The sequence below is a fragment of the Natronoarchaeum philippinense genome (assembly GCF_900215575.1).
Lineage (GTDB): Archaea > Halobacteriota > Halobacteria > Halobacteriales > Natronoarchaeaceae > Natronoarchaeum > Natronoarchaeum philippinense.
The window spans coordinates 223,705-244,340 of sequence record NZ_OBEJ01000002.1 but is presented as its reverse complement, the minus strand read 5'-3'; the positions used below and the strand labels follow the sequence as shown (position 1 = coordinate 244,340).

Below are 20,636 nucleotides of genomic sequence, written 5' to 3'. Positions count from 1 at the left end.
GGTATCAGGTTCGTCTCGTCTCGACCGGGAAATGTCCAGACCCGTGCGGGAGGATTCCAGGGAGAACCCGCTTATCCGATCGTACTTGCTCCGTGTTATAAAAGCCTTCGCAATAACGGGTAAGGGAACGCGCAAGTATCGCCCGTACATGCACATCTCGCCAGCCACCGTCGAACGGGAGTACGAGTGGATCCGAGGTCGAGAGTCCGTCGTCGAGTTGCTCAACGAGGTCCGGGCAGAGCTTTCGGCCGCGTTCGAGACAGAAGTCGACCCTGTCGAGTACGATCAGTTTCGCGCCGAGGTCGACGCCGTGTTCGCCGACGGCGACCGCGCGGTCAACGTCGCCGCGCTCGTTGCACTGTTGCGGGATCTCGATGTCGAGGACGACTATCCGGGATTCGTCGTCGACGAGTTGCTCGGGCGCCAGCTAGCGGGTACGATCGCGGGCGCACAGCCGTTCGGTCTGCTCGCCGAGGCGACGTTTCATTACGCCGATATTACGCACCATCCAGAGGTGGGTGGGGCCGGACTCGACGATCTCGACGCCGCGCTGGCGGCCGGCTTCCAGACGCGTCTGCCCGGCTGGAACTGGACGGAAACGGCGAGTCCCTTCGCGGTCGACGCCGCCGTCGAGCGTGCCGAACGGTAGGCGCTACCGGTACGTCGACGCGAGATAGTCGTCGATCGCGGCGACCAATTCGGGATCGTACGTCCAGAAGCCGTAGTACTGGTCGCGGGCGCGCTCCTCGGCGATCAGCGCACAGGAGTTCGATCGCCCGGACGCCGTGGCGTCGTCGCGGCCGTCGTGGAAGACGACGAACCAGACGAGTCCGATCTCCGCGCCCGTCGACTCGTGGAGTCGGACGCCCTCGATCGCCGGCGGCGTCCAGTCGGGGCGCCCGTACACGTGGACATCGAGATCGCTCTCGGTCCCGAGCCGACGGTAGACCGAGAGCTGATCCTGATAGGCCGACAAGGACTGAAATCCGGTCCGGAGCCGTCCCTCTCCAGTTCGCCAAGCCCGGTCCTCGATCTCTCGGGCTGTTTTGAGGAGTTCCCCGCGGGACGCGGTGGTAAACTGGGTGTCCCGGAACAACGAGAGAAACTGTCTGTAGTCCTCGTCGCTGCGTTCGCCGGGCGGCGCGGTCGGTGACGTGGCGGCGCGTTCGAGCACGTCGAGGCCGATCGTTCCCAGCGTGACGCCGTTGCGCTGGACGAGAACGAACCCGCCGTCGGCGACCGCGGGGAGGGATTCGTGTTCGATCTCGACGTTTCGCGTCACGAACTGGTCCAGCAACGCTTCGCTGGCGTCGGGGGCGCACACGGTGATCGTCGTCGCAGTTTGCTCGACATCTTCGACGAGGTCGCGCAGCGAGTCGATGCCGTCGGTCGTCCTGAGAGAGGACATGCTAGTACGAGCGTCCGCTACTGGTCGGCGTTCGTAGTCAGCCGACGGTTCGGGACCGCCGATCCTGTCGAGGAGATCGGCAACCAGCTCCGTAGGCTGGGTGAGGCGTACATCGTGGGTGTTCGGATCGTACTCGATCAGTCCGATATCGTCGAGGTGGGGCAAGTGATTGTGATGGAGTTCGAGTTCGAGCCGATCGTGGTCCGCACCGGATGTCACGCCAGCGTCGCTGTCGGCACCCAGCCAGCCGGCGACGACCCACGACAGCGTCGCTAAGTCCGCGCGCTCGCGCTCTCGAAGGTAGTAGAGAACGTACTGACGGCGGGGCTCGGTCAGTGCGGCCAGCACGGACTCGGTAGCCCTCCCGGGGAACTCGTCCGCGTCAGTCTGGCCGTTCGCGTCGTCAGAGCCCATACTAGTTACAGCCAGAACGCACGCGTGTATCATTCTTCCGACGCGGTGGCCGCGAGCAACGCGGCACGAGCAACGCGGCATCGGCCCGCAGGCCGCCCGGCGCTCCGAGAGTATCGGTTCGTCTATTACCCCCGACGAACTCGTGTGGAACAACAGGACAGCATGAGCGAGCAAGAACTCGGCATCACGGAGAGCAAAGAGTACGCGACAGGCGACTGGTACGCCGAAGTCGTACAGAAAGCGGATCTGGCGGACTACGCGCCGATGGGCGGCTTCATCGTGACCAAGCCTCGGGGGTACGCCCTCTGGGAAGCGCTGCAGGACAACCTCGACGGCTGGTTCAAAGACACCGGCGTCGACAACGCCTATTTCCCGATGTTCATCCCCGAGAGCTTCCTCGAACGGGAGAAAGACATCGTCGAAGGGTTCGACCCCGAAGTGGCGTGGGTGACCCAAGGCGGCCACGACGAACTCGAAGAGCGACTGGCGGTACGCCCGACCAGCGAGAGCATCATCGCGCCCTTTATGGCCGACTGGGTGCGCAGCCACCGCGACCTGCCGCTGCGACTCAACCAGTGGTGTAGCGTCGTCCGGTGGGAGGCCACCGAGACGAAGCCGTTCTTCCGCACTAAGGAGTTCCTCTGGCAGGAGGGCCACACCGCCCACGAAAGCGAGGACGAGGCGTGGGACGAGACGATGCTCCGGCTCGACCAGTACGAACGGCTCTTCGAGGACGTGCTGGCGATCCCGGTCATGCGCGGCCGGAAGCCGTCCCACGATAAGTTCCCCGGCGCCCACACGACGACGACCGTCGAGGCGCTGATGCCCGACGGCAAGTCCGTCCAGAGCGCGACCAGCCACTACCTCGGGACGAGCTTCGCCGAGGCGTTCGACCTCACCTACACCGACGAGGACGAAGAGGAGGAAGTCGCCCACACCACCTCGTGGGGACTGTCGTGGCGCTCGCTCGGCGCGCTGATCATGACTCACAGCGACGAGCAGGGACTCGTGGTCCCGCCGACGGTGGCGCCCACGCAGGTTGCGATCGTTCCGATCTGGCAGGAAGACACCAAAGACGAGGTGCTCGAATACGCCGAGGGAATCGCCGAGGACCTCGAAGACGCCGGCGTCAGCGTCGACCTCGACGACCGCGACGAGCGCAATCCCGGCTTCAAGTTCAACGAACACGAGCTCAACGGCGTCCCGGTGCGCTTCGAGATCGGCCCTCACGAGGTCGAGGACGAGGAAGTCACCATCGTCCACCGCCCCGACGGCGAGTCGATCGTCGAGGACCGCGCGGAGATCGCCGACACCGTCGAAGACCACTTCGACGACGTGTACGACAAGCTCTACGAGGCCGCCCAGCAAAACCTCGAAGAGAACATCCGAGAAGCCGACAGCGCCGAGGAGATTCTCGGAACGATCGGCCAGCACCGCGGCTACGTCAAGGCGCCGTGGTGTGGCGACGAGGCCTGCGAGACCGCGATCAAGGAGAAGATCGCCGCCGAGATCGTGATGTGCCCGCTCGACCGGGATGTCGAGCCCGAGGCCGACGAGTGCGCGATCTGCGAGGACGAGGCGCACGAAGTCGCGTACTTCGCGAAGTCGTACTGACGACTGCGGTTCTCCCTACTTTTCGCTGGCTTCCGCCGGATCGACGGCGGCCCCGGCGTCGGCGTCGACACCGACCCGATCGCACAGATCGGCCATCGGGCATTCCTCGGCCCCATCCAGACACGCGGGCTTGCGCGCCGAACAGTACTCGCGGCCGAACTGGATGCTCGCAGTGTGTCCGAACCCACACTTTTCCGGCGGCACGTCGCGCTCGACCACCTCCCGAACCCCCTCGTGGTCGGCGTCCGGCGGCGCGACGCCGAGGCGACGGTAGATCCGGTGGACGTGGGTATCGACCGGAAACACACCCTCGCGTCCACCCGCGAACAGTAACACGCAGTCGGCTGTCTTCGGCCCGACGCCGCCGAAGTCAAGGAGTACGTCTCGAACTGTTTCCGGGTCGTCCTCCCGGACGAAGTCGTCGAACGCCGCGGCCGAGCCGTACTCGTCGAGCACGCGCTCGGCGACGGTCTGGATGACCTCCGATTTCTGGTTGTAAACAAAGTCGCGTAAATAGATTCTATACACGTCAGCAGTACTCGCAATCGCAGAACTGCTCGCACACCGGGTTGCTGCAGTCCGCGTCCCGGGCGGTGCAGTAGGCGCGGCCGTGGTCGATCAACAGCCGGTGGAAGCTGTACTTGATGTCGGATGGCACGTGCTCAGTGAGCAACTCGTGCGCACGAGCGTAGCTGGCGTCTTCAGGGATCAAGCCGAACCGCTTTGCCAACCGCTCACAGTGCGTGTCGACGGGGAAGTAGTCCATACCGAACCGGAAGAGCAAGATGATACCGGCGGTCTTGTCTCCGATTCCCTTGATATTCGTCAACCACGACTGCGCCTCGTCCACGTCCATCTCCTTGATGAACTCAAGAGAGTATTCGCCGCCGGTGTGTTCGCGGATAGTACGGAGAGAATCCTGAATACGCGAGGCCTTCTGATTGGCGAGTCCGGCGGTTCTGATGGCATCGGCCAGTTCGTCGTGGTCGGCGTTCTCGATGGCCTCGTAATTATGTCCGAATTCGGAGACAAGATCGTCCCACGCGTTGTCTCTGTTCTCGTCGCTCGTGTTCTGACTTAGTATCGTGTGGATCACGGAGTCAACCGGATGCATATCCCGAGGTGGCTCCGGTTCGCCGTGGAGGTTAACGAGTGCGCCGTGAATATCGCTGATGCGATCTTCCATATCCGATTTCGAGGATTCGAGCATATTCGATGCGCCGATTCGCAGTCGCGATTGCCAACGAGCGGTTGGGAGCACTTAGATGCCGGCCGGCCTACCGTGCCACTATGACGATCAATTACGCTCTCAGCGAGGAGGACGAGGAACGCATCAACCGCGAGCATTCGTCTTTAGTTGGCCCTCACACCTCGGTCGCGTAGCGGTAGCGAGCGTCTCTTGCAGTATGGGTCGTTGCTGATGGATTTTCTGTGCGTCCTCAATCAGCCGTTCTAACAACGGATACGGCGAGCGGGGAATCATCTTGACGAGGTTCGCCGTCATCTTCTATGAGATGTTGACACGCGCTCCTGATTTCGTATGCAGATTTTGATGAGTTGCATTTGTCGGCGTGGACGAGAACGGCGTCCGTGGCGACGTCGACGGCTTTCAGACTTTCTACCGATTCGACGTCGAGTACCGAATTGTCCAGCTCCGGCTCGACCATTCCTGTTGAAGTGTTGGAAGGTGAAGTGTAAAGGATCATTGTATGACAGTTTGCGGTGAACTGTGGAAAGAAAACGGTGAAAGCGGCTTAATCCTCGGCGTCCAACGCCAGCAGGGCGGCGCGGCGGACGTGTTCGGGAACATCCTCGTCCTCGATGTTGCGAGCGGTGAGCCACCAGCGGATGCCCTCCTCGTTGGTGATGACGGCGACTTGCTCTCCCGGGGCCGGTTCGCCGCGGACGTGGCCGGAGCCGTGCTCGTGTCTGCGGAGTTCAACATCCTCGACGGGAGCCTGCAGCATCTCGTCGATGCGCGGGTCATCCGCATCCACTTGCTCGCCTTCTTTCTCCTCAAGTTGTCCGAGCGCCTGCCCGTGCGCGTGTCTTCTCGGACTGTCGATCCGGATCACACGTCATCACCGGCCAGCTCGGCCTGCTTGTGCGATATGAAGCGACGCTCCGCCTCGTTGAGATCGTCCGGCCACTCCTCCGGGTCTTCGAGCATCCGCGGGCGGACTTCTTCCAACCACTCGGGGTGCTCGGCAGCCCACTTGATGATGATATTCTCGTGGGCGACTGCGAGTCGCTCTTCGCTTGGCGATTCCCGATGGAATTCGTCTGCGTGCATCCAAGTCGAGTCCACGTCTGCAGACTGCTTCGACACGACTGCATCGGATTTTGGAACGGCTTCCGGAAAAGTTCACTGGTTGACACCCCGTCGGAAAGACGCGGTACTGCAACGTGAAATACTGTTATGAGAAAGTTAAGTGAACTGCGGCATCAGAGTTTGCCCTCGAACTTCAGGTCTGCTATGGCCTCCGCGAGCAGGTCACGTCGCTCGATGAACTCGCGCTCCACGTCGTTCGGCTCCTCAGGAATGTGGAGGGGATCGCGGATGACTTCGTCGGAGACCCGCTCAATGTCGTCGGGGCGGAGGTTGCTCCACCGGGACTGCAGGTACCCGGTGGCGATGCCCAACCCGTACATCTCGTGGTCGTCTAGTTCTCCGAGATCGTCGATGACTTCCCAACTCGCCGCCAAACCTATTCGGTTAATGTCGCTGGCTGATTCGGACTGGTCTTCTGTCTCTGCCACGACTGCACGTCATACTTGGGCCGTCGGTCAGAAAAGTGCAATGTCTGATACCCCGCTAGAAAAACGCTGTATGGCGCGGTAATCTGTATTGTCTGAAATAGAATTGGTATCCGCCTTCAGCCGACGGCGATGACCTCGGAGCGGCTCTCGACGCTCTCCAAGAAGTCCGAGAGCTGGAGCTGACCATCGCCGAGACGGCGATTCAAAACGGGTTCCTCAACGTTGTTTCGCGCGTACTCGATGACGTGTCCCGTCACAACACCGCTTGGCACCCAAGCCTCTCCTCTGCGATGGAACTCATATAGATGCACGTCCTGATGTCGTGGGTTCGTCTTCACGATCAACCTGTCCTCGTCGCTCCCTGCGATCCACGTCTCCTCGAAGGTCATTCAGCATCTCCCGGACTGGCTACCGAGGCCAAGGTCTGCTGTTCCATCTCGGTCTTCGGTTTGGTCTCCGCCAACTCTCGGAGACTGTCCCACGACTGGCCGCAGGCCTCGCACTCGTATTGATGAACGTCTGCCGTGACGGCTCGGGTGAAGCACTGCGGGCACAGGTACTCTATCGTCATCTGCTATCCGACGGCGTGTCGCAGCCATCGTCGGTCAAGTCGCTCTCCGGGCTTTCGCTCCCCCCGTGTACCCGAGTCACTTTCGCGGCGATGCCCTCGTACGTCCACTTCTCACTCCTGTTCTCGTGGAACAGCCGCTTGTCGTTCTCCAGCCAAACCATCTCGTGCCCGCAGTACTCCACTTGCAACATTTCCTCCTCGTCGCCAACCTTGTTCTCGATGTGCAGCACATCGCCGTCTTCGATGGCTTCTATGTCGATACTGTCCGGATCGGAATCAGATGTGTTGTCGGACATATTTTTACAGTGGATTGATTGGATCACCTCCAGTCGCCTACTGACATCCAAGTCGAGGGCCGCCGGTGGAGTCGAACCGCCGCACCCGCAAGGGTGGCGCCGAGCGCGGCTGGCCTGTGAGAAAGCGGTCGTGGTTCTCAATCGCCGGTCACGCCGTGGGGCGTCATCTCCTGCACCTCCTCGTCGGCGAGCATCTCGCCCTCGTGGGAGCCGTCCATATCCCAACCCATCTGCAGGACGTAGCGCAGAATCACGCGGCCGTCGGCGGCCTCGTGATAGGCTTCTATGTCGCCCTCGATGGCGACGTACTCGTCGGCTTCATCCGGCTGTCGCTCGCTGCTCTTCAGGGATTCGATGATTTCCTCAGTGGTTGGCAGACCGGTGCGCCGAACGCGGCACTCGACGTGTTCGCACCGCCACTCATCATCGTGGAACAGCCGCCGGTCGATATCTTCGAGGTGGACGGTGGTGAGCTTCTGCTCGTCGCGGGCGTGTTCAACGCTGCTCACCGTCGTCACGACTTCCTCGTCGGTGGGTATGCTCTCGATGCGAATCTCGTCGCCTTCTTCGAGCAGCGTCGGTTGGATGCTGTTCTCGCTCTCGATGTCGATGTTGTTGTCGGACATAGTTTGTCGATAGTAGTATCACCTCCAGACCGTCGGCAGGCATCTGACTCGTGAGGCCGCGCCCCGGGTCTTGCACCCGAGTCAAGAACGTTCGCGCGGTTGGCCGCGAGGAAAGGGGTCGTGAGTTAGTCGAGCAACCCCGTGATGTCCTCTTCTACCGTCGCCGTTTCATCGTGGTTCAGGAGCCGCTGTAGGCCCTCGTAAACCTCGCCCACATCAGCGCAGTACGCCACATCCCCAACGCCGGCACCGGCAACGTAGTCGTACAGCACGACTGCGGATGACTCGCCGCCGTAGACCGAGATGATGCAGTAAGCCTCATCCCCGTCTCCAACCGTGATGACTGTCTCCGCGTCGCTGATGTTTCGCGTCTTCACGAAGTCGGCGAGATCGCGTGAAAGCTCTGCGTCTGTCGTGATCGATGCTGACTCGGTGTCCGTGTATTGTCGGGTCATAGTTTCGTGATTGTGTATCACCTCCAGAGTCGTCTACTGACATCCAAGTCGAGGCCGCGCCCCGCCTGTGAGGCGAGTCAACGTTCGCGCGGCTGGCCGTGGTGAAAGTTGAACGTCAGTCCCGCGTCCAGATCGTCTCGCCGTGAATGGCTTCCTCCGGCCACTCGTCACTTGGTTCGGGAGCCTTCGCGTCGTCGATCTCCCACGCGACGGTGCCGTCGTCCTCCTGCACGAGGTAGCAGTACACCCACAGCATCTCGTCTCCGTCGACGTCGACTTCTTTGTCAACCGTCTCCGCCCACAGTCGTCCGTTTTTCACGAACACCCGCTCGAAGTCGTGCGTGCCGAGGTAGTTGGCGTGCTCGACGCCGCTGATCGGCATCTCGATCTCGTCTGACTCGTATTCAACGTCCGCGGCGGAAACGTCCAAGACCAAGACCTCGTAGCGGGACGTGTTATTGTTGTACTGTCTGTACTCTCTGCTCTTGACCGTGATGTCGATGTTGTCGGACATAGTTTGTCGGTAGATTGTCTTCCAGCACATCACCTCCAGAAGCATCCGAGTCGTAGCCCCGCTCCCGGTTGTGAACCGAGTCGAACGTCAGCGGGCAAGATGGGGCGGTCAATCGAACGGGTCAGTCGTAGATGGCATAAACCGACGCATACGAGAACCAATTCTCTCCCTTTTCCTCGATGAATATCGGCGCTCCAGATGTGTATTCTACTTCTTCGAGAATTAGGTGAACTCTATCGTCAACGTCGTTGCGGCAGATGATCTTTCCGTCACCGAACTCGTGTACTTTCTCGTCGATGCGGAAAACCCCACCTCCAGTTTGCTCGCCGTGCTGGTTCATCAATTCAAGATCAACGACATCTCCAACGTCCGCCTCGTTCAAGGCGTCGTACATCTCTTCGATGTCTGTGCTTTCCGTGTCGGAAGTGCTGTTGTTGTCAGACATAGTTTGCAGTAGATTTGATCACCTCCAGTCGCCGCAGAACAGCCGAGTCTGATGCCGCTGCCGGTTGTGACGCCGGAATACGTTCAGCGGGCGGTCTTGTTTACAACGCTACAATCTCATCCTATCCATCGACTACGATGTAGGTGTTCCCGAAGTCGGGGATGGAAACACATCCATACTCCTTGATGAACTCCTCGAAGTCCTCGTCTGGTGTGACGAGGGACGGGGAGTTGGTTTCAATCTCGATTGCAGGACGGTTGTCGATGTGTGATTCCTCCAGCAGGTGAACATCGGCGGAAAGCAGCATTGTTCGGTCATCAGCGAACAGGTCTTCGAGCGTGTCGAATTCGGATCGTGTGTCGGACATAGTTGAATGGTAGTTAGTGTCGCAGAACGTCTAGATCACCTCCAGAGCAACAGGGGCAGCCGGGGAATCGAACGCGCGACTCACCACGAGGGTGAGGCACCAGCCTGCCTACCCGCGCGGCCTCGCGGCCGCCGGGCTGAGTAAACCAACATAGTGCGCACGCACGTTCGCCGAGTCGGTCACGGCTCTCGTGCGTGCGTTCCCGGGCTTGCTTCCCGGCGGAGCCGGGCCGTACGGGAACTGAGTGCCGTCCATCGTGGTTTCAGCGCCCTTGTAGTCGCCTTGACCCGCAACGCACCTCGGTTGCCCGAGGAAGGCATTGCGGGCTTTTCACCTCCGTTTCGCGCCCGTCTTTCCAATCATCCGGGTGCGGCGGTGGGGTACTACCACGCTCGCTGGCTCATTCCATCGTTGGTTTGTGCGCCAAATCACCTCCAAAACATCCGAGTCCCATATCGTGTGTCACCTCGTTTGCTCTCTTTTTCTGTTCACTCTATTCTTGCTCCATCTGACACAAAAGGGTTACGGGGTAGCACCACAAAGTAAAGCAAACGTACTAAGTGGGTGTTAGAGGTCGTTTGTAGTCGGATACTCAGAACCACTAAGTGGCACTATAACGTACCACTACACGTATATGAGTGCAGAACAGAAACCCACTCCGACACAGGAAGAAGTGATCGAAGTCCTTCGAGAAGGCAGAGCGACGCCGAACCACATCAAGGAGAACACCAGCATCGACAGCAAGCACGCCGTCCAGCACCATCTGAAGGAGCTGCGACTGGCTGGTCTGGTGGAGAAGGTCAACACCGGACTCTACGAGTTGGCCAACGACAAGTGACTTTTTTGCTGACCTTCTGCAGCCGGCTGCACGCCGGCGTTTAATACAAATCAACCCCGAGTATGAGGTGCGTCCCGACGACCGGGGCGTAGCAAGGCTGGCTCCTTTGGGAGGGTGCCACCGACGCTGCTCACGTCTTTCGTTTCCTCGCGTCCTTCATTCCTCAAACACCTAGTCAATTCGATGAATATACCTCAATACCATCCACTTCAAACTTTGATCTCTACCGCCACACCCCGAGACAGTGCTCTTTTCTGGGCCACGCACCAACTATCAAATGCAGAGAATGGGAACAAAGACAAAGATGAGATTTGCAGACGATGACGACGAGGTGCTGGTATGGAGACAGAGGGATGGCTACCCCCGCATCGTGCTCACCCACGTCCACGACATCATCGAGCGACTGGAAAGCCGCACCGGCAGAAGCCCGCACCCGCCGGGTCTCGCTGGCCTGCTCGTCGCCGTCGGCGCACGCTCCCCTCACTGTCCTTACCGCGACTACGAGGACGAGATCGAGGCCGCGTTCGCCAGCAGTTACGAGATTATGACGGAGGAGGAGTACGAGGCACGATTGGCCAGTTTCACGTACGACTTCCGCTGCGACGACGAGCGGGAGTGGAGCGTCCGCGTCGGCGTTATGAAAACCGACGTCGATGATCTCGAATTTGACTGGACTGACGAGGTTCCAGTCGATGAAGCGGTTGACAGGTGGGGTGACATTACTGACTGGAGGAACGCAGACGAACTATTGGGCATCGAGTAGCAGACTTTCTCTCTTTCCAAAGTACATTTTCAAGTCGATAGTGGGAGAGATTCGGGTATGGACGAGCGCGACTACCGAAAGAAACGATGGCACGCACGCGGGGGTGCGGTTGTGGATCTAGACGAGTGCGTCAACGAGAGCGGCGACTTCTCGGAGTGGGTGGAGAGACTGTTGAACGGCGAGTGACTACTCGAATTGCTCGACAATCGCGTCAAGCGCGTCGAGTTGCCGCTCCCTGTAATCCGCCGCGGACTGTTCCCGGGGTGGATCAACCCCGTCGGGGTACTCCCGCTCCAAGTCGGCGAGCGACTCCGCACGCTCCTCGATGATCTCCCGCACCTCGGCAGGATGTTCGGCAGCCCACTCCACCGCATCGCGGACGTCTGTCTCACTTACCTCGTGTTCCTCGGCCACCTCCTCCACGCTCGCCCTGCTACCAACACGGAGAGCGAGACCAACCTTTCTCACCTTGTCTTCGGGCACGGCTACAGCCACTCCGGCCGCGGCCGGTCTCCAGCCCCCACGTCCGTCTCCGCCGCCGAGTACATATCGTGCAGGATGCCGATCTGCTCGTAATGCCCGATCTGCTTCAACACCTGTATCCCACACTCGGTGACCGTGTAGTACTTCCCCGAGTCTCCAAGCGTCGTCACAAGACCGTTCTCTCGCAAACCGTCAAGATGCTCCGCAAGCGTGGCCTCATCCTCCCGGTTGCGGGCCGACAGTTCCGTCAGCGTCAGCGAACCGTGGCGGTTGGCGAGTAGTTGCTGGAGCAGGCGGATGTCCTCGCTGTTCACGCACGCAGGTATGCACCCGGGCGGGAAATTAGTATCCCGGCTTTCAGACTCTGGAAAGCGGTTTTTCAAAGGGATGCGTGACGTACAACCGGACGTGAACGAGGTGCGAAACGCGCTGGACAAAATCAAGCGCGGCGAGGCCGAACCAGACGAGGTGCTGGAGAAGTACTCGCACATCGACGGAATCGAGCGATCCATCTCAGTCGCGCTCGCCAAACGGGAGCAGGATGCGGACGAGGACTTCGAGGACGAATGGCAGGCCGACTTCTCCATAAACTGACTCTAGGCGAAACCCTTGGTACCTTGGTACCTGAGAAAACGCCGGTACTCGTGTACCTGAGGTGTCGAGAACAAGTCGATAAAACGAGACGAGAAACGAGTCGAGTAGAGTACAGGCGTCGAAAACCGTGAAATCGACGGGTTCCGAGACAACGGGGTTATGTCACTCCAGTGCCTAATACCTAGTGCAGTGGCAGTACCAGATGTCATTAACACGCTAGCGTCGTTGGAAGATGGAGACGAAGTTCGCGTCGAGTTGAAGAACGGAATCGAGTTCGATGGCGTCGTTGAATGCACGGATGTGATGCTTCACGTGAGACCGAAGCATCACCGCGAGGTCACAGTCACCGTCGCCATCGACGAGGACACTGCCAAGCGCATCGACACCGTGTACCACTCGGTGCCGGTCTCGGCCTACCGGAAGCGGTCTGGATGGACAAACGCAACGGTGTCGCACCAGCCGGAGTACGACGAGGAGAAGGGTAGGGCACCGTACGAGACGCTCGGCGTCGTTGACGAGATCGAGCGCATCGACTGACTGCCAACCCCCTTTCTTTTTCGCGCGTTTGAGACAGGTCGGTCGAAAGATCGCTCCAACTGTCGCCACGCCTCCTCGCGGTTGCCTCGTATCGTTTCAGGAAGCCAAGTCGAATCGGTCGTCGATGTTGAGGGTCACGCTCAAGAAGTTCAGATAGCCCTGTAAGTGGTGTTTTGAGATGCCATGGGACTGTCGCCTGTTCTGACGCTGTTCTTATCAGTCCCACCACGATAGCCACGGATATGGACACAGCACATCAGAAAGCGATGGCTTCGCTTGCGCTCGCTGTCGACTCGGTCGTGGAACGTGCATCACGAGATGTGCCAGACGATACGCCGCCCGTGGCGTGGCTTATCGAGTGCGCTCACGACGAGCCGGATCGCGTTGAGGAGTGGGTTGACGAATGTGTGGAGGACGTGGAGTGGCGAAGCGCGAAGTACCCCACCGAGGAGTCGTGGGGCCGCTCTCCGGGGGTCTGCTTTACGCTGGGAGATTGCGAGATCGAACTGTACGACTTTGAGGGCCACGTGTATGTTGAGGGACGGCAGGTCGGTTACCTTGACGTGGAAGAGGGCGAGTTTGCCGATCAGGTCTCCGACCGCTTCGACATCGAATAGATGGGCGGAAAACCACCGTACCGTCCGGGATTCCGAGACATCCCATCGTCGTCTGATCCCTCGTCACGCCACCACGAAATGATATTTATTGTCAGATAACATAATATCTGTTGGAGGTGTTCACAGAGTTCGAGTTGAACGAGGTATCGAGCGACAAAGACCACGACCACGTGCTGGTTGCGACTGACGTCCCCGACGAGGCCGACGAGATGGAGACGTATCGATGTTGGGAGGCCGCAGACGAGCCGTTCCTCTTGGCCATCGAGGACGACGCTCCGGAGGCGGCGGTCGAGGTGGCGGAGAGCGAGGGATGGGAGGTGACGTTCTGCTCCGAGCTGGAGCGAGAGAGGGTCAAGCGAGTGCAGGCGGAGGTGACCGAGCAGACGGTTTACTACGCGGAGGAACCGCCCGAGGAACGATTCATTCCCATCGGGCGACGGCGAGCGAAGCGATTTCTCGAATCCCGCGGCGTGTGGAGCAGGGCCGCCAAACTGAATGATTCGTGGCTGTATCCCGAGTTGGAGGAGTTCGTCGCCGTCTTCGATGAAGTGGACGAAAGTGGCGAGGCCGCCCGCGTTGCGTGGCGTGCAAGGGAACTGGATGCGAGCGACATCGACCTGCTGCTCGAGGGACAAGACCCGCAGGAGATCGGGGAACAACCGAGGCGAAGCATCGACGAGTTGGCGGAGGTGATCGACGAGAACAGCCCGATCGGAACCAGAGAGTCGGAGATTATGGCCTGTTACCTGCACGGCATCGACTCGCACGCCGAGATGGCCGAGCAACTCGATGACGTGAGCCGCGGTGCGATCTCCTCAAGCGCGTACCACTTGGAGGACAAGGTTGATGGGATGGCGTGGCTGTTCATCAACGTGATCGCGAACGTTCCCGAGGAGAACAGGCCAGATGCGGTGAACGAGATGCTTGACGCCGTGCAGACCGGTGATCCGATCGCACACGATGAGATGCAACTCGACGGCGAGACGCTACTTCGATGAACAACACGCGACCTCTCCTGCTCTCGCCGTGCTCGTTGAGCCGGTTACTCACCAACGTATTTTCGACGGAGAACACCTTGACCGCATTGAGCGGCACCTCGTGTTCTCGAAGCGTCGTCACATCGTTTCTGCTGTGAGGAGTAGACGGTTCTGTACACGTCTCCAATCCCGCTTACACCAGCTCTAGACGAAGTCAGTCAAGTGAAATTAATACGGACGAAATTAGCAATCTTATACATCAGAGCACTTTTTTGTGAATTCCACGTATAAAACAGTACAACGATGGGGAATGCGGATGTCGTTGAACTCGTTCTTCAGCGGCAGGAATATCTGGAACAGCTCGCTACACAACCTCAGCGGCGCAGCGATCTCGTGGACTCAGTTGGGGACTCGCGTCCGACAGTCCATCGAGCGACCGAAGAACTTGACGAGGCAGGGTTGGTGGAAAAACAGAACGGCACATACGAGGTCACCCGAGAGGGGGAACTCATACTGGACGCAGTGAGAGGAGCAACAGCCGCCACCGAGACGATTGAATCCGGAAATCGGTTGATTGAGCACTTTCCGGACGAGGCGCCTCTTGATCCCGTGTTCTTCCGCGATGCGGAGGCAGTTCCGGTACAACCGCCGTCGATGGAAGCGAATGTGGAGAAGGCTATCAGACGGATCAAAGACGCTGACCGTCTCTGTGGACTTGGCGTTGCCGACAACAGCACGAAGTTCGCGCAGACCATCTACGACCAGAGCGTGGAAAAAGAGGAGTTGCAACTCGATCTCGTCCTCGAGAAGCACGTGATGGAGTCGCTCGTAAACCGCCATATCGACTGGATGGTGAATCTGGTCGAAAGCGACTACGCTGACATTCGCGTGTGTGAATCGATTCCGTATGGAATGTACGTCGCTGATGAGGGGCCATCTCCAGCGGACGGGATCGTGTATTTGCTCGTTCACGGGGAACAATCAGAGTATCTCGGTCATTTCGAGGCAGAATCACAGCCGGCGATCCGCTGGGCAGAAGCCGTATTTAGGGACTACTTCGTGGCTGCCGAGCCGTTGGCAGAGTACGTCCCCGAGGAAGCTCCGGAGTCAAAATCCTCTTGACGGCACACGTGACCTGTTCACGCCGTGAACAGGTGTTAGACCCATTAATTACTCTCGGAGTCGCCCCCGCTTTTGGAACGATATGTCGGAAGACACGCAGCAACGGCGCTGGTATCGACGGACAGTTCTTTCTGCAATGGCAGCCAGCCTCGCAGGGCTCGCCGGTTGTTCATCTACAGGTGGCCAAGGCAATAGCCCGCAGACGAGTTCGCCCGGCTCCGAGGAAAATTCGACGGAAACGCCCTCGTCCGAGACTAATGCGACCACTGAAGGCTCGGATGCGCCATCGGGCCCCTATCAGAATGATATCGGGCTCATCCCCAGTCACCTTGACGGGAGTTCGGACAAGTATACTGCCGACTACAGCGGCCCCGGTTCAAACGCGACCGAGTTGTGGACGGGGAATGTTGGTTCGTATGGCAATCCGCAATCGGTGGTGATCCATAACGGTCAAACGACAGTCAGCGGTCACATCTCGGGGAAAGGGCCGCGGATGCGAAGTTTCGATGGCGCAGGAAACAAACTCTGGGAGCGCAATCTCAATTACGACCTGTATCCCGCCAGCGAAGAAACACTCGTCGGCGCCAAACAAGGTCGAATAATCGGTCTGTCCACCACAGATGGCAGCCGGCAGTTCCTATACAATGCACCTTCAGAAGCAACCGAGATACCAGTCTTTGACGGCCAAAGACTGTATTACCGAAGTCAAGCCATCTCAAGCTCTGAAGCGACAATCTTAGCTTTCGACATTCGAGAGGGTAGTGTCGTTGATGAAAAGACCATCACGGGCGAAAGCACCTCGATATATACAGATTTGTCCGGCACGATAGTCGGTAATCGACTCATCACCTATGGCTCCCCATCTACGGTATTAAACATCGATGACTTGTCGAGGGAAGCAACACTCTCTCTTGGCGTCTCCTCACTTGAGGTGTACAAGACAAACATCGCAGCAGTCGGAGATATGCTGTACCTTCACGCGGTATCAGATGGGCTATTCGCGTACGACCTGAATGCGGGAGAGTTGCGATGGAGCAATACCGATATTTACAACGGAACAGCGGTTAGAGCAACGCTTGCAGATGATTCTTCTGTCTACCTTGTTCGACCTCAAGGCATTCTCGCATACTCAGCTTCCGACGGCTCAAAACAGTGGGAAGCACCTCTGACAAATCAAATTTCGACACTTTCGTTTTCGAGGGTGCCTGTGGCGATTGGGGACGAATCGCTGTATGTCGATCTCGGTAATGCGACTATTAGTGTGATGAGCACCGAAGACGGACAACAGAAAGGTCAAATAACGAATACCGATGGCGGCATTCCAACAGTTGTCGGCAACCGTCTGTACACGTTGGGTGACGACCTTACCGTGTACGGGCCAGCCTGAGCTGAATTAGATACTTTCTGATCCTCATTCGTTCAACAAGTGAACAGGTGTTAAGCCCATTAATTACTCTGCTGTTCTTGCCGAGGTATCGGCTGAAATGGCCCAACACGAGAACGTATCTAATCACGAGCAGGTCGAGATCGAAAACACCGTCTACGTACACGAAAAGCGACCGTACATCGTGAAGGCAACGGCACGCGACCGAGAGGGAAACGTTGCAGAAGGGATTGGCACTTCCTTCACCTCTATTGAATCTGCCCGAGAGGAGGCCAGCGAACAGGCACAGAATTTGGCTCGGGAGTACGATGTCGGATTCGAAGTGCTCAACCTCACCTACAATAGTCCCTTTCTGTTCAGAAAGCTAACTATCGATGCCTCGTTCAGGGATGGTGAGTTCGAAGTAAAACGGCGGACATCATTTCTGCCGAAGGCAAAGGTGAGAGTGAGTGGACACAAGAACGGCAAGCAACGAGATGCTTCGGGGCGAGTGCTATTACGGCCGGGTATGGAAGAGAAGGCGGTTAAAAGCGCGGTAGAAGACGTGGCGGCACAATTGCGTTAATTAGGGTCACGGTCGACGAGACTATTTCACGGTAGGATTGCTGATCTGTTTTTCAGATATTTTCCTCTCCTGTAACGGGTGAGCGGACGACTCGGGTGTGGTTGTTGAGTGATGTAGGTGATAGTGGACAATCTATTCGGATTGATCGAGGAGTTGGATAGGGATGTTGAGACGTCGTTGAGGAGATTGATCCTCGACGCATCCGAGAGCTGATTTTCACCTATTTCAATCACTCGCCGCTATTCTGTCGAGGAGCGGCTGATGTTCTGGAATACCCCCGGTTATTCTGCCTCAAAACCGGTTCCTCACCAACGAGCTGTTTCGAGGTCAATCAAGAGTCTCCTCCAAGAACTGTCTGAAGGCGTCTACGTCTTGGTATATCTCCGTGTCGAAGGCATCTCCAACATCGAACCTGTGCAGCATCCCGGCGAAGAACTGCTCGGTCACGACGATGTCGGCGTACGGTGCTGCCACGGCCAGTTGACTGATGTCCAGCACGTCGTTGAACTCGGGCTCCCTATCCGTGTGTGCGTCCACGGCGAAGTGCAGAGTCGAGTAAGTGTAGAACGCGGGGAACCGTCTGAAAAACGCCTCAAAGGACAGCTGACGGGGATCGTACAATATCGGCCAAAGCGGGTTCAGGCCCAGATCGCGGCAGTATCCTCTGACCCTCGGCATCAGCGTGTCGATGAACACATCGGACAGGTACAGGCTTCTCTCCTCTAGATCCTCCAGTTCCAACTCCTCACCGACCTCTTGGACTTTCTCACGATACCGGTCTTCGTACTCCCGCTTGTGCTCTGGAGTTACCTCGGGCGCGTCTTCGGTCAACCGGGCGTGAAGCAGTCTCCGATTCACCTCCTCATCCCTGATGACCTTGATGAACTCATCCATCACCTCCTCGGGCACACCTTTCTCGGACTCTATCTTCCACTCGCCGGCGGCGTGTGCCGTCCCCTTGCCGAACACGTACGACTTGGAGTCCAGCTCGGGGAGCAGGTTGTGTCGCTCACAGATGTAACTTCTCGCCTCATGGTCGAAGACATAGGGATAGTTCCTGATCGAGTGATTCCTCGACAAGTCCATCATCATATCGTACACGTCGGCCTTGAACTCCACATCCGATGCCGCGCTGGTCTCGATGATGTTCTCCAGCGAGAACGGGTAAACGAAGTCGGCCTCGTTGACGGAACGCTGGGCGAGTTCGTCAAGTGAAGTGTGGTCGGAATCGGCGTTGACCTTTGCGTCCCTGATCTCACCCCACACCTTCTGGTCAAAGTAGACAACGGTCTTGTCCGTCAGGTCGGCAGGGCTCTGGTTGTCCGGGTTCGAAATGGCCTGCTCGATGAGTTCCTCCGTGATCACTTCTTCCATGGTTGATACGTGAGGGAGTGGGGTCGCTTGTCACCCAATTGCGGCCCGGGGTAGATGATTGTTGTGCGGTTAGGCTGTCATAGAACGGTTGGCATGGTTTTCTGATACCGGTCAAGAGGACTCCTGTTGCTGCTTCTGAATAGCGGCAATATTTCCCACCTCTCAGACACCGGTTTTCGGGAAGCTACTGAGGTGTGTGAATCGTTTTATGACACCCTAGATTGTTGTGCGGTGTTTGATTGGACGTTACCAACGAGCGCAACACCCCACGTCTTGAATGAAAACACATTCTATTATAGGAAAGCCAACATTTAGAGTCCAATATGCCGATGCAATCGGTATGAGCGAAAAGTCGAAAACCGACCGGGCGAGGGAGTGCATTCCAGTTCTGCGCGACGTGCTGGAAGAAGTGCTCGAAGAGGGCGACAGCGGGCGAGGCCCTCCCCTCTCCGCCAGCATCGACGCAGCCCACGCGCTCGAAGGGCTCGATCGCGCAGAGGATTCACTTGAGGCGTGGGATGGATGGGATCGAGGCCGGCATATATCAGGGAGTAGCGGACATCCTCAAGATATGCCCGATGATGATAACCTCGACCACGACCATGATCTCGGCCTGACGTTGGAAATCCTCCGTCGCAATCTCTTCGAATACGAGAACGCTGACGATGAGATGGAGCGGAAGAAATCGATGCAGAACTACCTCGCATCGGTCAACACGCTCGTCGCTCACTCGCATCACCTTGCGAGAGAGGAGTTGGATGAAGAGATGGAGTGGTTGACTGAACAGAAGCGACAGGAGTTGCGCGAGTTGCTTGACGAGATCGAGGGCGAGTAGATGGAGTCCGTTGTCGAACTCCTCTCTGTGTGGTTGTCGTGCCCATCCTGTGGGAGTGGTGACGTGACGATCTCCCTGAGCGTCCCGGGTGGTATCAGCGTGGCCTGCGACGACTGTCGGCGGCGAGACCACATCGATGCGGGCGACGTTCAGCGCGGAAGCCCAGCCAATCATCATCCCTCCAGCAACGAGTAGGTGCGGCTGGGTTGGGCGACTTACCAACGAGTTCTGTTCGTCGAGCGGCTCACGTCGAGAGCAACCCCACCCCTGTTCGGTTCAGCAGCGAGGGCTGGTGACGATTTCTCGTAATTATCGGCACCTCGAATCAGCCCGAACCGCTCTATCCCGCAAAATCAGCCGTCTCAACACAGCCGACGAACCGAACACCCCCAGCCGGCCGGCACTTATCTGCCGGAAACTCATACTTTCGTCACGTCGATGCGAGTCAAGTCCACAGCCGGAGACTCCGAATACAAGCTCTGGCTGAAGCCCGAAGAGTACGAGGCCCTATGCGACGTTGCAGAGGACAGATCACACAAGCATCACGCCGTCGCGCTGCTCGGCGGCTCAGTCGGACTTCGAGCGCAGGAGATGGCAGCCGTCCGACCCGAAGACATGTACGCCGACGACGGTCTGTACTGGCTCCGCGTCCACGAAGAGGCGGGGAAGGATACCACCGGAAGCGGTGGGAAGCTCCGCGACGCCCACATCCCACAGGACGCGTACGTGGAGTTGCTGGAGAATCGGCACAAGCTGGACGTTGAGGAAGACGAGTTGCTTCTCGGCGTCACTAAGAGCCGCGTCCGAGACATCGTTCACGAGCTTGGTGACGAGATGGCCGCCCGGGGCGATGATGTCCCGGGTCGGAGTGCGGACTGGGAGAAGCTGTCCGCTCACGACCTCCGTCGGTTCTTCGCGCAGGATCGACTCGTGCGGAAGGAGATGAACCCACACACCGTGATGGCCATCGGCGGCTGGTCGTCACTCGGAGCCATGGAGGACTACATCAAGACGCCCTCCGACGATGTGGTCGCGGACGAGATCAAGCGCGTCGGCCTGAGTTGATCACGCCGTAGT

At 58.5% G+C, this 20,636-nt stretch carries 29 protein-coding genes and 1 pseudogene; 14 read left to right on the top strand and 16 right to left on the bottom strand.

Annotated features, from left to right (window positions below; genetic code table 11):
• The first annotated feature begins 148 nt into the window (after positions 1-148).
• On the top strand, positions 149-649 hold the full coding sequence (locus tag CRO01_RS08050; protein WP_097008621.1) for a hypothetical protein: 501 nt from the start codon (positions 149-151) through the stop codon (positions 647-649).
• Positions 650-652: 3 nt separating this feature from the next.
• On the opposite strand, the gene CRO01_RS08045 is transcribed toward CRO01_RS08050, so the two are convergent.
• Positions 653-1,822 (bottom strand): DUF7344 domain-containing protein, encoded by a 1,170-nt coding sequence (locus CRO01_RS08045; protein ID WP_179747432.1) that lies wholly within the window; start codon positions 1,820-1,822, stop codon positions 653-655.
• Between the two features lie 162 nt (positions 1,823-1,984).
• Between CRO01_RS08045 and proS the strand changes: the two genes are divergently transcribed.
• A complete protein-coding gene (gene proS / locus CRO01_RS08040) occupies positions 1,985-3,436 on the top strand; it encodes a proline--tRNA ligase (protein WP_097009158.1) in 1,452 nt (483 codons plus the stop codon).
• A 15-nt stretch (positions 3,437-3,451) separates the two neighbouring features.
• Here proS and CRO01_RS08035 read toward each other — a convergent pair.
• The 12 genes and pseudogenes from CRO01_RS08035 to CRO01_RS07975 form a co-directional block, all read right to left on the bottom strand.
• Positions 3,452-3,937: pseudogene (locus CRO01_RS08035) on the bottom strand (endonuclease III domain-containing protein); the annotation flags it as partial.
• Between the two features lie 28 nt (positions 3,938-3,965).
• The gene (locus tag CRO01_RS08030; RefSeq protein ID WP_218839162.1) at positions 3,966-4,622 is read right to left on the bottom strand and encodes an endonuclease III domain-containing protein; all 657 of its coding nucleotides are present in this window, start codon (positions 4,620-4,622) and stop codon (positions 3,966-3,968) included.
• Positions 4,623-5,190: 568 nt separating this feature from the next.
• Complete coding sequence (locus CRO01_RS08025; protein ID WP_097008617.1) at positions 5,191-5,511, bottom strand: hypothetical protein; 321 nt, start codon at positions 5,509-5,511, stop codon at positions 5,191-5,193.
• Positions 5,508-5,729 carry a hypothetical protein gene (locus CRO01_RS08020; protein WP_143824939.1) on the bottom strand — a complete coding sequence of 74 codons (222 nt, stop codon included), beginning with the start codon at positions 5,727-5,729 and terminating at the stop codon, positions 5,508-5,510. Before CRO01_RS08020 ends, CRO01_RS08025 begins: the two co-directional genes overlap by 4 nt.
• A 152-nt stretch (positions 5,730-5,881) precedes the next feature.
• Positions 5,882-6,196 carry a hypothetical protein gene (locus CRO01_RS08015; RefSeq protein WP_097008615.1) on the bottom strand — a complete coding sequence of 105 codons (315 nt, stop codon included), beginning with the start codon at positions 6,194-6,196 and terminating at the stop codon, positions 5,882-5,884.
• Positions 6,197-6,312: 116 nt separating this feature from the next.
• On the bottom strand, positions 6,313-6,585 hold the full coding sequence (locus CRO01_RS08010; protein ID WP_097008614.1) for a hypothetical protein: 273 nt from the start codon (positions 6,583-6,585) through the stop codon (positions 6,313-6,315).
• A 178-nt stretch (positions 6,586-6,763) separates the two neighbouring features.
• Positions 6,764-7,063 (bottom strand): hypothetical protein, encoded by a 300-nt coding sequence (locus CRO01_RS08000; RefSeq protein ID WP_097008612.1) that lies wholly within the window; start codon positions 7,061-7,063, stop codon positions 6,764-6,766.
• Positions 7,064-7,200: 137 nt separating this feature from the next.
• Positions 7,201-7,689: a hypothetical protein gene (locus tag CRO01_RS07995; protein ID WP_097008611.1), complete on the bottom strand. Its 489-nt coding sequence runs from the start codon at positions 7,687-7,689 to the stop codon at positions 7,201-7,203.
• 125 nt (positions 7,690-7,814) lie between these two features.
• The gene (locus CRO01_RS07990) at positions 7,815-8,144 is read right to left on the bottom strand and encodes a hypothetical protein (RefSeq protein ID WP_097008610.1); all 330 of its coding nucleotides are present in this window, start codon (positions 8,142-8,144) and stop codon (positions 7,815-7,817) included.
• A gap of 115 nt (positions 8,145-8,259) precedes the next feature.
• On the bottom strand, positions 8,260-8,658 hold the full coding sequence (locus CRO01_RS07985; RefSeq protein WP_097008609.1) for a hypothetical protein: 399 nt from the start codon (positions 8,656-8,658) through the stop codon (positions 8,260-8,262).
• A 121-nt stretch (positions 8,659-8,779) separates the two neighbouring features.
• A complete protein-coding gene (locus CRO01_RS07980; protein ID WP_097008608.1) occupies positions 8,780-9,103 on the bottom strand; it encodes a hypothetical protein in 324 nt (107 codons plus the stop codon).
• 121 nt (positions 9,104-9,224) lie between these two features.
• Entirely contained in the window at positions 9,225-9,470 is a 246-nt protein-coding gene (locus CRO01_RS07975) for a hypothetical protein (protein ID WP_097008607.1), read from the bottom strand.
• Between the two features lie 634 nt (positions 9,471-10,104).
• Here CRO01_RS07975 and CRO01_RS07970 point away from each other — a divergent pair.
• From CRO01_RS07970 to CRO01_RS17015, 3 genes are all read left to right on the top strand, one after another.
• Entirely contained in the window at positions 10,105-10,308 is a 204-nt protein-coding gene (locus CRO01_RS07970; protein ID WP_097008606.1) for a winged helix-turn-helix domain-containing protein, read from the top strand.
• Between the two features lie 304 nt (positions 10,309-10,612).
• On the top strand, positions 10,613-11,071 hold the full coding sequence (locus tag CRO01_RS07965; protein ID WP_143824938.1) for a hypothetical protein: 459 nt from the start codon (positions 10,613-10,615) through the stop codon (positions 11,069-11,071).
• Between the two features lie 57 nt (positions 11,072-11,128).
• On the top strand, positions 11,129-11,257 hold the full coding sequence (locus tag CRO01_RS17015; RefSeq protein WP_259370012.1) for a hypothetical protein: 129 nt from the start codon (positions 11,129-11,131) through the stop codon (positions 11,255-11,257).
• Here the strand turns inward: CRO01_RS17015 and CRO01_RS07960 are convergent, their stop codons facing one another.
• Together CRO01_RS07960 and CRO01_RS07955 are read right to left on the bottom strand one after the other, a co-directional pair.
• The gene (locus CRO01_RS07960) at positions 11,258-11,554 is read right to left on the bottom strand and encodes a hypothetical protein (protein ID WP_097008604.1); all 297 of its coding nucleotides are present in this window, start codon (positions 11,552-11,554) and stop codon (positions 11,258-11,260) included.
• Positions 11,555-11,556: 2 nt separating this feature from the next.
• Positions 11,557-11,868: a hypothetical protein gene (locus tag CRO01_RS07955; protein ID WP_097008603.1), complete on the bottom strand. Its 312-nt coding sequence runs from the start codon at positions 11,866-11,868 to the stop codon at positions 11,557-11,559.
• 94 nt (positions 11,869-11,962) lie between these two features.
• Between CRO01_RS07955 and CRO01_RS07950 the strand changes: the two genes are divergently transcribed.
• The 7 genes from CRO01_RS07950 to CRO01_RS07920 all read left to right on the top strand — a co-directional run bounded on the left by CRO01_RS07950 (position 11,963) and on the right by CRO01_RS07920 (position 17,350).
• The gene (locus CRO01_RS07950; protein ID WP_143824937.1) at positions 11,963-12,148 is read left to right on the top strand and encodes a hypothetical protein; all 186 of its coding nucleotides are present in this window, start codon (positions 11,963-11,965) and stop codon (positions 12,146-12,148) included.
• Positions 12,149-12,307: 159 nt separating this feature from the next.
• Positions 12,308-12,685: a hypothetical protein gene (locus tag CRO01_RS07945; RefSeq protein ID WP_179747431.1), complete on the top strand. Its 378-nt coding sequence runs from the start codon at positions 12,308-12,310 to the stop codon at positions 12,683-12,685.
• A 242-nt stretch (positions 12,686-12,927) separates the two neighbouring features.
• Positions 12,928-13,302 (top strand): hypothetical protein, encoded by a 375-nt coding sequence (locus CRO01_RS07940; protein ID WP_097008600.1) that lies wholly within the window; start codon positions 12,928-12,930, stop codon positions 13,300-13,302.
• A gap of 110 nt (positions 13,303-13,412) precedes the next feature.
• Complete coding sequence (locus CRO01_RS07935; RefSeq protein ID WP_143824935.1) at positions 13,413-14,300, top strand: hypothetical protein; 888 nt, start codon at positions 13,413-13,415, stop codon at positions 14,298-14,300.
• Between the two features lie 282 nt (positions 14,301-14,582).
• Positions 14,583-15,401, top strand: a complete 819-nt coding sequence (locus CRO01_RS07930) for a helix-turn-helix transcriptional regulator (protein WP_097008598.1) — start codon at positions 14,583-14,585, stop codon at positions 15,399-15,401.
• A gap of 82 nt (positions 15,402-15,483) precedes the next feature.
• On the top strand, positions 15,484-16,788 hold the full coding sequence (locus CRO01_RS07925; RefSeq protein ID WP_097008597.1) for an outer membrane protein assembly factor BamB family protein: 1,305 nt from the start codon (positions 15,484-15,486) through the stop codon (positions 16,786-16,788).
• Positions 16,789-16,885: 97 nt separating this feature from the next.
• Complete coding sequence (locus CRO01_RS07920) at positions 16,886-17,350, top strand: hypothetical protein (RefSeq protein WP_097008596.1); 465 nt, start codon at positions 16,886-16,888, stop codon at positions 17,348-17,350.
• A 327-nt stretch (positions 17,351-17,677) separates the two neighbouring features.
• Here the strand turns inward: CRO01_RS07920 and CRO01_RS07915 are convergent, their stop codons facing one another.
• Entirely contained in the window at positions 17,678-18,724 is a 1,047-nt protein-coding gene (locus CRO01_RS07915; protein ID WP_097008595.1) for a hypothetical protein, read from the bottom strand.
• Positions 18,725-19,064: 340 nt separating this feature from the next.
• Between CRO01_RS07915 and CRO01_RS07910 the strand changes: the two genes are divergently transcribed.
• On the top strand, positions 19,065-19,559 hold the full coding sequence (locus CRO01_RS07910) for a hypothetical protein (protein ID WP_097008594.1): 495 nt from the start codon (positions 19,065-19,067) through the stop codon (positions 19,557-19,559).
• A gap of 438 nt (positions 19,560-19,997) precedes the next feature.
• On the top strand, positions 19,998-20,624 hold the full coding sequence (locus CRO01_RS07905) for a site-specific integrase (RefSeq protein ID WP_097008593.1): 627 nt from the start codon (positions 19,998-20,000) through the stop codon (positions 20,622-20,624).
• Positions 20,625-20,636: the final 12 nt, after the last annotated feature.